This is a genomic window from Pseudomonas sp. 2hn, assembly GCF_019646095.1.
In the GTDB taxonomy this organism is placed as follows: domain Bacteria; phylum Pseudomonadota; class Gammaproteobacteria; order Pseudomonadales; family Pseudomonadaceae; genus Aquipseudomonas; species Aquipseudomonas peradeniyensis.
The window spans coordinates 2,643,289-2,657,116 of the sequence record NZ_CP081016.1 but is presented as its reverse complement, the minus strand read 5'-3'; the positions used below and the strand labels follow the sequence as shown (position 1 = coordinate 2,657,116).

14 protein-coding genes are annotated in these 13,828 nt (G+C 65.1%); 6 read left to right on the top strand and 8 right to left on the bottom strand.

The annotated features are described in order from the left end of the window. Positions 1-59 precede the first annotated feature (59 nt). Positions 60-875 (top strand): protein phosphatase 2C domain-containing protein, encoded by an 816-nt coding sequence (locus tag K2O50_RS12105; RefSeq protein ID WP_050705971.1) that lies wholly within the window; start codon positions 60-62, stop codon positions 873-875. Positions 876-903: 28 nt separating this feature from the next. On the opposite strand, the gene K2O50_RS12100 is transcribed toward K2O50_RS12105, so the two are convergent. Beyond that, positions 904-1,329: an N-acetyltransferase gene (locus K2O50_RS12100; RefSeq protein WP_050705972.1), complete on the bottom strand. Its 426-nt coding sequence runs from the start codon at positions 1,327-1,329 to the stop codon at positions 904-906. A gap of 184 nt (positions 1,330-1,513) precedes the next feature. On the opposite strand from K2O50_RS12100, the gene pbpG reads away from it, so the two are divergent. After that, entirely contained in the window at positions 1,514-2,440 is a 927-nt protein-coding gene (gene pbpG / locus K2O50_RS12095; protein ID WP_050706028.1) for a D-alanyl-D-alanine endopeptidase, read from the top strand. Between the two features lie 62 nt (positions 2,441-2,502). Here pbpG and K2O50_RS12090 read toward each other — a convergent pair whose 3' ends face one another. Beyond that, positions 2,503-2,928: a hypothetical protein gene (locus tag K2O50_RS12090; RefSeq protein ID WP_050705973.1), complete on the bottom strand. Its 426-nt coding sequence runs from the start codon at positions 2,926-2,928 to the stop codon at positions 2,503-2,505. A 182-nt stretch (positions 2,929-3,110) separates the two neighbouring features. Here K2O50_RS12090 and pvdM point away from each other — a divergent pair, with 182 nt between their 5' ends. Continuing rightward, on the top strand, positions 3,111-4,484 hold the full coding sequence (pvdM, locus tag K2O50_RS12085; RefSeq protein ID WP_050705974.1) for a pyoverdine-tailoring dipeptidase-like protein PvdM: 1,374 nt from the start codon (positions 3,111-3,113) through the stop codon (positions 4,482-4,484). Then, a complete protein-coding gene (locus tag K2O50_RS12080; protein ID WP_050705975.1) occupies positions 4,477-5,757 on the top strand; it encodes an aminotransferase class V-fold PLP-dependent enzyme in 1,281 nt (426 codons plus the stop codon). Before pvdM ends, K2O50_RS12080 begins: the two co-directional genes overlap by 8 nt. 154 nt (positions 5,758-5,911) lie before the next feature. On the opposite strand, the gene K2O50_RS12075 is transcribed toward K2O50_RS12080, so the two are convergent. From K2O50_RS12075 to K2O50_RS12055, 5 genes are read right to left on the bottom strand one after another with little or no spacing between them, the layout of a single operon-like run. Next, positions 5,912-6,289 carry a response regulator gene (locus K2O50_RS12075; RefSeq protein WP_050705976.1) on the bottom strand — a complete coding sequence of 126 codons (378 nt, stop codon included), beginning with the start codon at positions 6,287-6,289 and terminating at the stop codon, positions 5,912-5,914. A gap of 44 nt (positions 6,290-6,333) precedes the next feature. Next, on the bottom strand, positions 6,334-7,560 hold the full coding sequence (locus K2O50_RS12070; protein WP_050705977.1) for a hybrid sensor histidine kinase/response regulator: 1,227 nt from the start codon (positions 7,558-7,560) through the stop codon (positions 6,334-6,336). Then, positions 7,554-8,129 (bottom strand): chemotaxis protein CheB, encoded by a 576-nt coding sequence (locus K2O50_RS12065; RefSeq protein WP_050705978.1) that lies wholly within the window; start codon positions 8,127-8,129, stop codon positions 7,554-7,556. Before K2O50_RS12065 ends, K2O50_RS12070 begins: the two co-directional genes overlap by 7 nt. Beyond that, positions 8,126-8,947 carry a protein-glutamate O-methyltransferase CheR gene (locus tag K2O50_RS12060; RefSeq protein WP_050705979.1) on the bottom strand — a complete coding sequence of 274 codons (822 nt, stop codon included), beginning with the start codon at positions 8,945-8,947 and terminating at the stop codon, positions 8,126-8,128. Before K2O50_RS12060 ends, K2O50_RS12065 begins: the two co-directional genes overlap by 4 nt. A gap of 4 nt (positions 8,948-8,951) precedes the next feature. Then, on the bottom strand, positions 8,952-12,419 hold the full coding sequence (locus tag K2O50_RS12055) for a response regulator (protein WP_050705980.1): 3,468 nt from the start codon (positions 12,417-12,419) through the stop codon (positions 8,952-8,954). A 255-nt stretch (positions 12,420-12,674) separates the two neighbouring features. Here K2O50_RS12055 and K2O50_RS12050 point away from each other — a divergent pair, with 255 nt between their 5' ends. After that, positions 12,675-13,025, top strand: a complete 351-nt coding sequence (locus K2O50_RS12050) for a response regulator (RefSeq protein WP_050705981.1) — start codon at positions 12,675-12,677, stop codon at positions 13,023-13,025. 196 nt (positions 13,026-13,221) lie between these two features. After that, the gene (locus K2O50_RS12045) at positions 13,222-13,509 is read left to right on the top strand and encodes a hypothetical protein (RefSeq protein WP_050705982.1); all 288 of its coding nucleotides are present in this window, start codon (positions 13,222-13,224) and stop codon (positions 13,507-13,509) included. Positions 13,510-13,513: 4 nt separating this feature from the next. On the opposite strand, the gene K2O50_RS12040 is transcribed toward K2O50_RS12045, so the two are convergent. After that, positions 13,514-13,744, bottom strand: a complete 231-nt coding sequence (locus K2O50_RS12040) for a DUF1652 domain-containing protein (RefSeq protein WP_050706029.1) — start codon at positions 13,742-13,744, stop codon at positions 13,514-13,516. Positions 13,745-13,828 lie beyond the last annotated feature (84 nt).

The following is a 13,828-nucleotide window of genomic DNA, read 5'->3' as shown; positions in this document are numbered from 1 at the left end:
ATTTGACTCGCGACGGCGCAGGGCTCAAGGTCGGTGATCCCACCGACATGGAGCCCGACATGCATTTCGACCTGATCCAGAGCTTGTCCCTGGCTGGCAAGCCCGATGTGCCCAATGACGACCGTATCGGCAACGCCGACCGCCACGCCTGGGTCATCGACGGCGCCACCGACCTTGGCGCCCCCGGCCTGCTCGGCGAGCGCGGCGGCGCCGCGTGGCTCTCGGCCACGGCCCAGCGCGCCTTCGCCACGGCCTCGGGGCCACTGCGGCAGGTTTGCGAGACGGTCTTCGATTCGATTGCCCAGGCCTACCGGCAGGACCGCCGACGCGAGCCCCTGGCCACCTGGGAACTGCCGCGCGCTGCCTTTGCCGCGGTGGCCATCGAAGGTGAGGAACTGGTCTGCGCGCACCTGGCCGACTGCGTGGTGCTGCATCGCAGCGCGCAAGGCATCCGCTTCCTCACCCCCGAGCCCGATCGCGAGGTCGAGCAAGCCGAAGCCGCCGCACTCGGCCCCGGCACCGGCGCCCACGGCGTGCGCACCCCAGCGGTGCTGGCCGATCGCCGCAGCGCCCGCGAGCGGCCCCGGGCCGTGCTCGGCGTCGATGCCGAGCTGTCCCGGGAAGGCACCTTTTACACTCGAGCCCCAGTCGCCGTGGGTGACGATGTGCTGCTGATGAGCGATGGCTTCGCGGCGCTGTTCGATACCTATCGGGCCTATGACCCGGCAGGTTTCATCGAGCGCCTGCAAAGCCACGGCCTGGATGACCTGGCACGGACACTGCGCGGCATCGAGCACGACGATGCCGCATGCCTGCGCTACCCGCGGTTCAAGATGAGCGACGACGCCTCGGCGATCTGGTTGCGGGTGGGTTGAACGGGGAGTCAGCTCGCCGCGCCAGAGGCTAGGCCAACCGTTTATGCAGGAAATAACGGCTATGCCCGGGCGGGAAGTCGGCAAGCTCACCGAACACTTCGAACCCCAGCTTGCGGTAGAAGTCCGGCGCCTGGAAGCTGAAAGTGTCCAGCCAGATTCCGCAGCAGCCCTTCTCCTTCGCCAGCGCCTCGGCCTGGGCCATCAGCTCGCGGCCGGTGCCCTGCCCGCGCATGCGCTCGGGCACCACCAGCAGTTCGACGAACAACCAACCTCCTCCGAGCCTGGCATAGAGCCCGCCGATGACCTCATCGCTGGCGGGATCGCGCAGCGTCCAGGCGACGGTGGCCGCACCAGGCGAACCGATCACGCTGTCGTTGAAGGCGCGCAGGGGTTTGAGAATCGCATCGTGATGCAGGCTGGTGGCCTGGTCGGTGAAATCGATCGTGAGCGTCATGGCAGGTCGTCCGGTTGACCACGTAGGAAGGCGGCGCTAAGCGCGCCGGATTAAATTTACTTCACGTTGCGCCCTTTAGATATAAGGCATTCGACAGCCGTTCGACCATACTCCAAAATGCAACGGTTTTTTGGGGGAAACCCTTGCACAGCCAACGACATACCAACATTTAGTGAGCCTCAACGTGAAAACTTCCCTGTCCATCCTCAGCCTGCTGCTGTTGCTCACAGGTACCGCGACCCTACCGTCGACCGCTGCTGCACAACCCCCGGCCCAGGTCCAGCGCGACCCAAGCAAGCTGCACCTGGCCTCCGGCAGCGCCCTGTTGATCGACCTCAACACCAACAAGGAGCTGTATGCCAGCCACGCCGATCGCGTGCGCCCCATCGCCTCGGTCACCAAGCTGATGACCGCGATGGTCGTACTCGACGCCAAGCTGCCCATGGACGAAATGCTCGGCATGACCATCGCCAACAACCCGGAGATGAAGGGCGTGTACTCGCGGGTACGCCTGGGCAGTGAGCTGAACCGTCGCGAGACGTTGCTGATCACCCTGATGTCGTCGGAAAACCGTGCGGCCAACACCCTGGCCAACCACTACCCCGGTGGCTATGGCGCCTTCATCAAGGCGATGAACGCCAAGGCCCGCAGCCTGGGCATGAGCAACACCCGCTATGTCGAGCCGACCGGCCTGTCGACCCTCAACGTCTCCACCGCCCACGACCTGGCCAAGCTGCTGATGGCCTCGCGCAAGTACCCGCTGCTCAGCGAGCTGTCGACCACCCGCGAAAAGACCGTGGCGTTCCGCAAGCCCAACTACACCCTGGGCTTTCGCAACACCGACCACCTGGTGAACAAGAGCAACTGGGACATCGCCCTGACCAAGACCGGCTTCACCAACGAAGCGGGGCATTGCCTGGTGCTGCTGACGAAGATGGACAACCGTCCGGTGGCCATGGTGATTCTCGACGCCTACGGCAAGTACACCCACTTCGCCGATGCCAGCCGCATGCGCCAGTGGCTGGAGACCGGCAGCGCCAAGCCGGCACCGGCGGTGGCCATGCAATACAAGAGCGAGCGCCAGGGCCGCGCGCGCCTGGCGCAGGACTGACACACCGCTGAAACGACGACGCCCCGCATGATGCGGGGCGTCTTGCTTTAACGGTATGGGCCTCAGGCCTGGGTGGCGATCATGCCACCGGCGCTGCTGCCACCGGTCTTGGTCAACGCTTCGAGCAACTGCTGCGTGGCGGCCAGGATCTGCCCGCTCAGGGTGGCGATGCTCGCCTGCTTGGCGGTGATCATGGCCAGCTTGGAAGTTTCGTCCATCTCTTGCTCGGCAAGCATCGCCAGTTGCTTCTGCTCCTCTGCAAGCTGCTTCTGCAATTGCTTGATCATGTCGCGCAGCTGGGTGATGTGCCCCGGCTCGCCGCTGCCTTCACCGCCCTCGGCCTGCTTGGCCTCCTCGGCCTTGCCCGGGGTGGTCTCACCCGACAGGTCCACCGCGACGCTCGTCAACGGCTTTTCTTTCTTTTCTGCGGGCTGGGCATTGGCCACACTGGTGATCACCCCCATCGTCGCACTGTTGATACCTACCATTCCCTAATCCTCCGTGGTGGGTCCTTTCAATACCAGCGCTATCGGCTGCGCCACGGCAGACTTGATGGCCATGTGCCGATAAATTTGCCGCCTCGTCATTCGTCCACCACATACCCGAGCCATGCCCTGGCGCCCCTGGCGACCCGACAGGCCGACCCGACCAGCCCCGCAACGAGATGGCAATGACCAAGACCCGTTCCCGCAAAGCCTTGTACATCGGCCTGCCCCTGGCCCTGGTGGCCGCCCTGGGTGGCGCCGCCGGCTATTACTTCTGGAAGCAGGACAGCGGCTATCCCCGCGCCATCGTGCAGCAGGCCAACGAACTGCACGAACACATGCTCTCCTTCGACAGCCATGTCACCGTGCCGCTGGGCTACGGCAGCGACGGCTACGAGGCCGACAAGGACGGCCGTGGTCAGTTCGACCTGGCCAAGGCGGCCAAGGGCCGGTTGTCGGGCGCGGCGCTCACCGTCTTTGGCTGGCCCGAGCTGTGGAACGGCCCGAACGCCCCGCACCGTCCGACCCCAGGCTTCGTCGACGAGGCCCGCAACCAGCAGGAAGTGCGCTACAAGATCATCAGCGGGATTGTGCGCGACTTCCCCAACCAGGTCGGCATCGCCTACACCCCCGAGGACTTCCGCCGCCTGAACGGCGAAGGCAAGTTCGCCATTTTCATCAGCATGCTCAACGCCTATCCGCTGGGCAACGACCTGTCGCAGCTCGACCTGTGGAGCAAGCGCGGCATGCGCATGTTCGGCTTCAGCTACACCGGCAACAACGCCTGGGCCGACTCCTCGCGCCCGCTGCCGTTCTTCAACGACACCCCCGATGCCTTCGGTGGCCTGTCCCCGCTGGGCGAGCAGGCGGTCAAGCGGCTCAACGACCTGGGCGTGATCATCGATGTCTCGCAGATGTCCACCCTGGCCCTGGAAGACGTGGCCCGCCTGAGCCGCGCCCCGTTCGTCGCCTCGCACTCGGCGCCGCGGGCGCTGGTGGACATCCCGCGCAACCTCTCCGACAAGGAGATGCAGTTGATCAAGGACAGCGGCGGCGTGCTGCAAGTCGTGGCCTTCACCACCTACCTCAAGCCGCTGAGCAAACCGACCCTGGAAAAACTCGAGGCCCTGCGCGCACGTTTCGACCTGCAACCGCTGCAAGGCCTGACCAACGCGCTGATGCCAGGTGACCCGATCATCGCCATCTGGCCCGAGGCGCGCTTCGGCGAGTACGCCAGCAGCCTCTACGCCATCGTCGACGAAGAGCCCCGCGCCGGCCTCAAGGAGTATGTCGACGCCATCGACTACGCCGTGAAGAAGATGGGCATCGACCATGTCGGCATCAGCTCCGACTTCAACGATGGCGGCGGCGTCACAGGTTTCATGAACGTCGGCGAAATCCGCAACGTCACCGCCGAGCTGCTGACCCGCGGCTACTCCGAAACCGATATCGCCAAGCTCTGGGCAGGTAACTTCCTGCGCGTCTGGGGGCAGGTGCAGAAGGTCGCCAACCCGGTTGCCCAGCACGACAGCAGCGCCCGGGAAACTCGCCATGACTGACCGCCGTGCCTTCCTCAAGCAGGCCGCCGCCCTGGCGGCCAGCCTGCCCTTGCTGCCCAGCGCCCTTGCCGCCGATCCGGCAACCCCGACACTGCAAGGCCCGGACAAATGGCGCCAATTGCGCCAGCTGTTCCCCCTCGCGCCCGATGTCGCGCACTTCGCCAACTTCCTGATCACCGCCCATCCGCGGCCAGTGCAGGAGGCGATCGACCGTCACCGCGCCACCCTCGACCGCAACCCGGCCCTGTGCATGGACTGGGAAAGCGAGTATGAGTGGCAGCGCGAGGACGAGGTCCGCGAATGGGCGGGCCGCTACCTGGATGTGCGTCCGCGTCAGGTCGCCCTGACCGGCAGCACCACCGAGGGCCTCGGCATGATCTACGGCGGCCTGCATGTGGCGCCGCACCAGGAAATCCTCACCACCGAGCACGAGCACTACTCGACCCACAATTGCCTGGCGTTCCGCCAGCGCCAGCACGGCACCCAGGTGCGCAAGCTGCGCCTGTTCGACAAGCCCGGCGAGGTTTCCACTGACCGCGTACTGAGCCTGATTGACCGCAGCATCCGCCCCGAGACCCGGGTGCTGGGCATGACCTGGGTACACTCGGGCAGCGGCGTCAAGCTGCCGGTGGGCGCCATCGGCGAGCTGGTGCGCCAGCACAACCGCAACCGCGACGAGGCCGAGCGCATCCTCTACGTGGTCGATGGCGTGCACGGCTTCGGCGTGGAAAACGTGCGCTTCGCCGACTTCAACTGCGACTGGTTCATCGCCGGCACCCACAAGTGGATGTTCGGCCCACGGGGCACGGGGATCATCTGCGCGGCGTCAGAGCAGATGCAGCACCTGACGCCGACCTTCGCCACCTTCTCGCGTAACGAGGACTTCGGCACCATCATGACGCCGGGCGGTTACCACGCCTTCGAGCACCGCTGGGCGCTGGGCGAGGCTTTCAAGCTGCACCTGGCCCTGGGCAAGGCCGACGTCCAGGCGCGCATCCACCAGCTCAACGACTACCTCAAGGCACGCCTGGCCGAACACCGCGCCATCGAGCTGGTAACCCCGTCCAGTCGCGAGTTCTCCGCCGGCTTCACCTTCTTCCGTATCAAGGACCGCGACCCCGACGCGGTGGCGGCCTACCTGAACGCCAACAGGGTCATGGTCGATGCGGTGGACCGCGATGTCGGGCCAGTGATCCGCTTTGCGCCCAGCCTGCTCAACGACGAGCAGCAGGTCGATAGGGCCATGGCGTTGCTGCGTAAGCAGATCGGGTAAGCCTGGCGCAATACCAACCGCTGATATGACGACGGCTGCGTGGGAGCGGGCTTGCCCAGCGATCACCGGCCTCGCCGGTGCCATCCTGCAGGTACGCAATCGCGGGGCAAGCCCGCTCCCACGCTCCCGCCACGCACTAGCGCTCGCGCTCGCGCTAACGCAACAACGCCTGAATCTGCTCGTGCAGGGTATCCAGGTCGAACGGCTTGGCCAGGATCGGCGCCGTGCGCGCGATCGGGCTGCCCGACTCGACAATCTCCGCCGGGTAGCCACTGATGAAGATCACCTTCAGGTCCGGGCGAAGCTTCACCGCAGGCTCGGCGATCTCCACTCCGGAAATCCCCCCTGGCAGGCGGAAATCGGTGACCATCAGGTCCAGGTGCGGCTTGCTCGCCAGGATCGCGAACGCCTGCTCGCCGTCCTCGGCCACCAGCACGTGGTAGCCCTCGCCGGCCAGGTAATCGCGCAGGATCATGCGGATCGCCGGTTCGTCCTCGACCACCAGTACCACGTCTTGTGCATCTTCACTCATGACAACGCCTTCGCATTCAACAGGTTGGCCATCAGACCCCAGCGCTACGCAGAGGTTGCGCGGGCCGGATCGCAATGTTGCGACTGTGCCGACATCGGCAACCGTACAGTGAAGGTCGAGCCGACGCCGGCCTGGCTGTCGACCTGGATCCGCCCGCCGTGGGCGAGGACGATCTGCTCGGAGATGTACAGCCCCAGGCCCAGGCCGCCCGTGGCCTGCTGCGCGGCGACGCGCTCGAACTGCTGGAAGATCCGCTGCAGATGCTGGGCATCGATGCCGATGCCATGGTCCTGCACCTGCACGCAGGCCATGTCGCCCTCCTCGAAGACCCGCACCTGCACCGGCTTGCGGTCACCGTAGCGCAAGGCATTGGACAACAGGTTGGCCACCACTTGTTCAATCCGGAACTCGTCCCACTCGCCCTGCAAGGGGTCGCAGCGCTGCAGTTCGAGCGGCGTGTCCACGGCACCGGCCTGGGCCGCGAAGTTCTCCACCAGGCCCCGTACAAGCTGACCGAGGTCGAAGGTCCGCGGGCGGATCGACAGCTTGCCTGTACGGATCCGCGACACATCGAGCATGTCCTCGACCAGGCGAATCAGGCTGTTGATCTGGCGCTCGTCGCGCTCGACCATGGCCTTGAGCTTGTCCTCGCTGAACGCCGCCAGGTTGCCGCGGGACAGGTGCAGGCGGCGCAGCTGGGTCTCCAGGATCAGCCCGTTGAGCGGCGTGCGCACTTCGTGGGAGACGATCGACATGAAGTCGTCACGCATGCGCACCGCGCGCTCCAGCTCGCCCCGCGCCACCTGCAGCTGGGCCAGCAGCAGCTCCTGCTCCTGGCGGCTCTGCTCCAGGGCCTGCAACTGTCGATCCAGGGCCTTGCGCTGGCGGAACAGGTCGACGAACACCGACACCTTGCTCTTCACCGCCAGGGTTTCCAGCGGCTTGTGCAGGAAGTCCACGGCGCCGCTCTCGTAGCCCTTGAAGGCGTAGTTCATCTCGCGCCCGGCGGCGCTGACGAAGACGATGGGAATGTTGCGGGTCTTTTCCGTGCCGCGCATCAGTTCGGCCAGCTCGAAGCCGTTCATGCCCGGCATCTGCACATCGAGAATGGCCAGGGCGAACTCGTGTTCGAGCAGCAGCGACAAGGCCTGCTCGGCGGATTGCGCCTGATGCACCTCGCGGTCCTCGCCCTGGATCAGGGCGTCGAGGGCCAGCAGGTTCTCCGGCAGGTCGTCGACGATCAGCAGTTTCGCGGTGATGTGGCTTAGCATGCGCTGGGTTCCAGGGTAACGAGCAACTGCCCGATACCGCCAAGGGAAAGAATATGGTCAGGGTCGTGCAGGGCCAGGGCGGCCTCCGGCATCAACGCCACCTGTGCGTCGCGGGGGTCCTGGACAACCGTCCGGCCACCGCTTTGTCTGATGCGCAACAGCCCCCGGGCACCGTCTTCATTGGCCCCGGTGAGCAGCACGCCGAGCAGGCCCGGGCCGTAGGCATCGGCGGCCGACTCGAAGAGAAAATCGATCGCCGGACGCGAGAAATGCACCGGCGCTTCCTGGCTGAGCGAGAAGCTGAAGTCGCGCTCGACCGACAAGTGATAACCCGGCCCCGCCACGTAAATCAGTCCCGGCTCGATCCGCGCCTTGTCCAGGGCTTCGTGCACCGGCCGGCGCAGGCGCCGCTGCAGCACTTCGGCGAGCTGGCTGTGGCGGTCGTCCGGCAGGTGCAGCACGCACAGCACCGGGATGGCGAAATCGGCCGGCAATGCGCCAAGCACGCTGAACAGCGCCGTGACGCCGCCCGCCGAGGCGCCGATGACGATCGCGCGCACGCCGTTCATGTCTTGCGGTAGATCCGCTCGGGCCGCACCAGCGGCTCGAAGCCTTCACTGTAGGCCGAGAAGTCCACCGACTCCTTGCTGCCCAGCACCAGGAAACCACGGTGGCACAGCGACTCGTGGAACAGGCCCAGGGCGCGGTCCTGCAGATCCTTGTTGAAATAGATCAGCACGTTGCGGCACGACACCAGCTGGGTCTCGGAAAACACGCTGTCGGTGGCCAGGCTGTGGTCGGCGAAGGTCACGTTGTCACGCAGGCTTGAGTCCATGATGGCGTTGCCGTAGGCGGCGGTGTAGTACTCGGAGAAATCACGCCGGCCACCGGCCTTGCGGTAGTTCTCCTCGTACTCGCGCATGCTCTGCATCGAGTAGATGCCCTGCTTGGCGCGCTCCAGCGAATGCGGGTTGATGTCGGTGGCGTAGAGGATGGTGCGCTCCAGCAGGCCTTCCTCGCGCAGCAGGATGGCCATCGAGTACACCTCCTCGCCGGTGCTGCAGCCGGCGATCCACAGCTTCAGCGACGGCCACGTGCGCAGCAGCGGCACCACTTCGTTGCGCAGCGCGAGGAAATGCCCGGGGTCGCGGAACATCTCGCTGACCGGGATCGTCAGGTACTGCAGCAGCTCGAGGAACATGCCCGGGTCGTGCAGCACCCGCTCCTGCAGCGCCGACACCGTGCGGCAGTCGAACTGGCGCACGGCGTGGAGGATCCGGCGCTTGATCGAGGCGCCTGAGTAATCGCGAAAATCATAGCTGTACTTGAGGTAGATCGCCTCGATCAGCAGCCGGATCTCGATATCGGTGTTGCGTTCACTGGTCAAAATTTCAGATTCGCTCCAATTGCGGCAGCCAGACCCGGATCAGCGAGAACAGGCGGTCCAGGTCGATCGGTTTGGCCAGGTAGTCGTTGGCGCCGGCCTGCAGGCAACGCTGCTGGTCGTCCTTCATGGCCTTGGCGGTCACGGCGATGATCGGCAGCTTGCGCCAGCGCGGCTGCTGGCGGATCAGGCGGGTGGCCTCGTAGCCGTCCATCTCCGGCATCATCACGTCCATCAGCACCAGGTCGATGTCGTCGTTGGCCTCCAGGCACTCGATGGCCTCGCGCCCGTTACGGCCGATCTCGACGATCGCGCCCTTGTGCTCCAGGGCGCTGGTCAGGGCGAAGATATTACGCACGTCGTCGTCCACCAGCAGGATCTTGCGCCCCTCGAACACCTTGTCGCGGCTGCGCGCGGTCTTGAGCATGCGCTGGCGTTCGTTGGACAGCTGCGACTCGACCTTGTGCAGGAACAGCGTGACTTCGTCGAGCAGGCGCTCGGGCGAACGCGCGCCCTTGATGATGATCGAGCGCGAGTACTTGAGCAGGTCGGCCTCTTCCTCGCGGGTGAGGTTGCGTCCGGTGTAGACGATCACCGGCGGGAAGCTGCGGATGTCCTCGGCGGTCATGCGCTTGAGCAGCTCGTTGCCGAGCATGTCGGGCAGCTTGAGGTCGATGATCATGCAGTCGTAGATGTTCTCGCGCAGCAGCGCCAGGGCGTCCTGGGCCATGGCCACGGCGGTGATCTGGATATCGTCGTCGCCGATCAGGCGGGCGATGCTTTCGCGCTGCAGGTCATCGTCCTCCACCAGCAGGATGTGCTTGAGCTTCTGCGTGAGCTTGGCCTCCAGGCGGCCGAACACCGCCTTGAGTTCCTCGCGGCTGGTGGGCTTGACCGCGTAGCCCACCGCGCCCATGTGCATGGCCGCCTCGACGCGGTCCTCCACCGAGATGATGTGCACAGGGATATGCCGGGTACCGGCCTGCTCCTTCAGGCGCTGCAGCACGGTGAGCCCGGAATGGTCGGGCAGGCGCATGTCCAGCAGGATCGCGTCGGGCAGGTACTGCGCGGCCAGCTCGAAGCCTTCGTCGGCGGCATGGGCGACCAGGCAGCTGTAGCCAAGTTCGTGGGCCAGGTCGAAGAGGATGCGGGCGAAATTCGGCTCGTCCTCGATCACCAGGATGCAGCGGTTGGCGAACGGTGCCTGGGCGCGGTCGTCGGCGAAGGCCGGGGCCGGACGCTCGGTGCGCACCGGCGCCGGTACCGGCGGCGCCGGTGGCAGTTCGTCGACTGCCGGGCGCAGGCTGTGCACCTCGACCTGTTGCGCCGACGGCTCGAAGTGCTCCGGCAGGATCAGACTGAACACGCTGCCCTGCCCCGGGCTGCTGTCGACGTTGATCTGCCCGCCCAGCAGGTGCGCCAGGTCGCGGGAGATCGACAGGCCCAGGCCGGTGCCGCCGTAGCGACGGTTGCTGGTGCCATCGACCTGGTGGAAGGCGCCGAAGATCGCCTGCTGCTGGTCGGCGGCGATGCCGATGCCGGTGTCGCGCACGGCGAAGACGATGCCCAGGCCGGCCTGGTGGCTGATGCCCAGGCTGACCTGGCCGCGTTCGGTGAACTTGATGGCGTTGGACAGCAGGTTCTTGAGGATCTGTTCCAGGCGCTGGCGGTCGGTGAACAGGCTCGCCGGCAGCGGCTGCTCGAGCTTGACCTCGAAAGCCAGGCCCTTGTCCTGGGCCAGCGGCTGGAACATGCCCCGCAGGCCATCGACCAGGCGCTCCAATGGCGTGCTCTCGGCACGCACCTCGAGCTTGCCGGCCTCGACCTTGGCGATGTCGAGGATATCGTTGATCAGGTTCAGCAGGTCGTTGCCGGCCGAGTAGATCGATTCGGCGAACTTGACCTGCTCCTCGCTGAGGTTGCCCTCGGCGTTCTCGGACAAGAGCTTGGCCAGGATCAGCGAGCTGTTGAGCGGCGTGCGCAGCTCGTGGGACATGTTGGCGAGGAACTCGGACTTGTACTTGCTCGAACGCTGCAGGTCGTCGGCGCGGGCCTGCAGTTCGACCTGGGCCTGGTTGAGCTCGCCGTTCTTGCGGTCCAGGGCCTCGGTGCGCTCGGCCAGCTGTTCGTTGGTCTGCTCCAGTTCCGCCTGCTGGGTCTCCAGGTGGGCCTGGGACTCCTTGAGTACCCGCGACTGCTCCTCGAGCTCCTCGTTGGCGGTCTTGAGCTCCTCCTGCTGCACCTGCAGTTCCTCGTTGAGCTGCTGGGTCTCGGCCAGCACCTCCTGCAGGCGCTGGCGGTAGCGCGCGCTCTCGATGGAGATGCCCAGGTTCTCGGTGATCCGCTCCAGCAGCTCCACGTCTCGCTCCTGCAGCGCACGCAGGAAACCCAGCTCCAGCACGCCGTTGACCCGCCCATCGTCCTGGGACGGCACCAGCACGCCGCTGCGCGGCAGGCCGCGACCCAGGCCCGAGCTCAAACGGTAGTAATCCTGCGGCAGGTCATCCAGACGCAGCAGCCGCCTCTGGGTCACCGCCTCACCCAGCAAACCGGCATGGTCACCCAGGCGCGGCTCGCTCCCCTGCTGTTCGGCATCCAGGCCATAGGTGGCGACGCGTACCAGCTGGCCATGCTCGTCCCGCACATACAGCGCGCCGACCACGCTGCCCAGGTAGCCGGCGAAGAAGCGCAGGATATTGTCGCCGAGCATGGGCAGGGTCAGCTGGCCCAGCACCTGCTCGGCCAGCTGGGTCTGCCCGGCGCGCAGCCAGGCCTGGTGTTCCAGACGCTCGGCGGCGCGTTGCTGGGCCTCCAGGTTCGACACGTAGCTGGACGACAATGCCAGCAGGTCACGGCGTCCCAGATAGGCGAGCAAGGCGCTCAGGGCGACGATGAACAGCACGAAGGCCGAGATCGCGGTCATGGTGACCGTGCTGACTGTCTCGTTGCGTGCCGTGCGCAGTTGCTGCTCGGTGTTGATGAAGGTGTCGAACTCCTTGCGGATCTCATCGGTCAGGCGCTTGCCGCGACCCCGGCCGATCGACGACTGCACATCGGCCTGGTTGCGGCGCTGGCTGATCACCTCGTTGCCGAAGGTATTCCACTCGCGCTGCAAGGCCGCGATGCGGTCGATGCGGTCGACCTGCTGGGGGTTGTCGGCGACCATCTCCTTCAGGCTGTCCAGGCTGCCGAAGATGCGCGGCTTGGCCACCTCGTACGGATCGAGGAAACGCTCCTCGCCGGTCAGCAGGTAGCCGCGCATGCCGGTTTCCATGTCGATCGACAGCTTGATCGTCTCGTTGGCATTGCCGATCACCCGGTCGGTGTGCTCGACCCACTGCATGGCCGAGAGCAGGTAGTTGATCACCGCGACAAACGCCACGGCGCCCAGGAGCCCTACGCCCAGGGGCAGGCCGACGTTGCGGCTCAGCAGTTTGCGAAAGCTGCGTTGGTCCATCGAGGCTGCTTGAATCATCTGAAGGTGCCCGAGTGAAAAAAGTCCATTGAACAGTCCGACGGCTACGTCTTGTAAGTGCTACCTGTGCCAGACCGACCGGGGGAATACAGCGAGTCTAACCAGCTTTGGCGGATCTGGCAGGGCATTTAGCCAGTATTTGAAGCCTGTCTGCGACAATCGTTCCATCTATTTGCCCGTGCCGGTAAGCTTGGGAACTTCTGCCACCGCCCTGGGCACAGAGTAGAGACAATCCACCGAAACAGGATCCGCACCATGCACCTTCTGGTAGTCGAAGACGACGACATCGTACGCATGCTGATAGTCGAAGTGCTCGGCGAACTGGGCTACACCACCATTGAGGCCGACAGTGCCGGCGCGGCCCTGAAGATCATCGAGGATCCCGACCAGCCGCTGGCGCTTTTGATGACCGACGTCGGCCTGCCCGACCTGCGCGGCGAGGAACTGGCCGCCAAGGCCCGCGAAGTCCGGCCATTGCTGCCGGTGCTGTTCGCCAGCGGCTATGCCGAGAGTTTCACCGTGCCCGAAGGCATGCACCTGATTGGCAAGCCGTTCAGCATCGATCAACTGCGCGATAAAGTACTGGAGATTCTCGGCGCGCCATAGCGGACCGCCCACGGCGCGCTACAAATGGAACGTTGCGAGCACAGCAGGGGGCATCTGAATGCACGCAGTCCCAATTATGTCTTTTGCCAGAAAGCGACCTGAGAAGAGGCAGGCGTAACAGGCTGAAATATTTTGAACGTCTTGCGCTTTTAAGCTTCCAACGTTCGAGGTATGCCTCTTTCGCCGGAAAGCCACCATGAAGATGCCCTGTCGCGCCCCCTGCGCCTTGCTGGAACTGGACTTCGTCCGCGATACCCTGTTCGGACCGGTGGCCCAGCGCGCCGAATGCCAGGTTCAGTTGGCCGCCGTCAATCTGCAAGGCCGCCCAGCGTTGCGCCTGCATATCCAACCACCTTTGCCGGTGAAGATGGAAAAGGCCCACAGTGTCGCCTTCGCCTGGGAGGGGCGTAGCTACCGCGGAGTGGTCCGCGACTACGTCAAATGCGGCGATGGCGGAATCAACCTGCTGCTTGAGCTGCAATGAAAGGCTAGGCGATAGCCTTGCGCACACCTGGCTGAACGTCACGCTGTGCTTTCACGCGAGCGACCAATCCCAATAAATCATGGCAGGAATTGAGACTGGCCACAGGCACGCCGGTCACGGTCAGGCAATCGTCCAGGCTCTGCCCCTGTCCGAGACGAATGGTCAGGTGTTCGTCGTCCGTACAGCTCACCTCGCAGCGATCAGGCAGGCAGGCCTGTTCGATCATTTGCCGCATCTCAAGCATCGAAACGCCAATCAACATGGTACAGATCCTCTTTGTTATTGGATGGCCTGTTGGGTGTGGTACGCCCTCCACTGG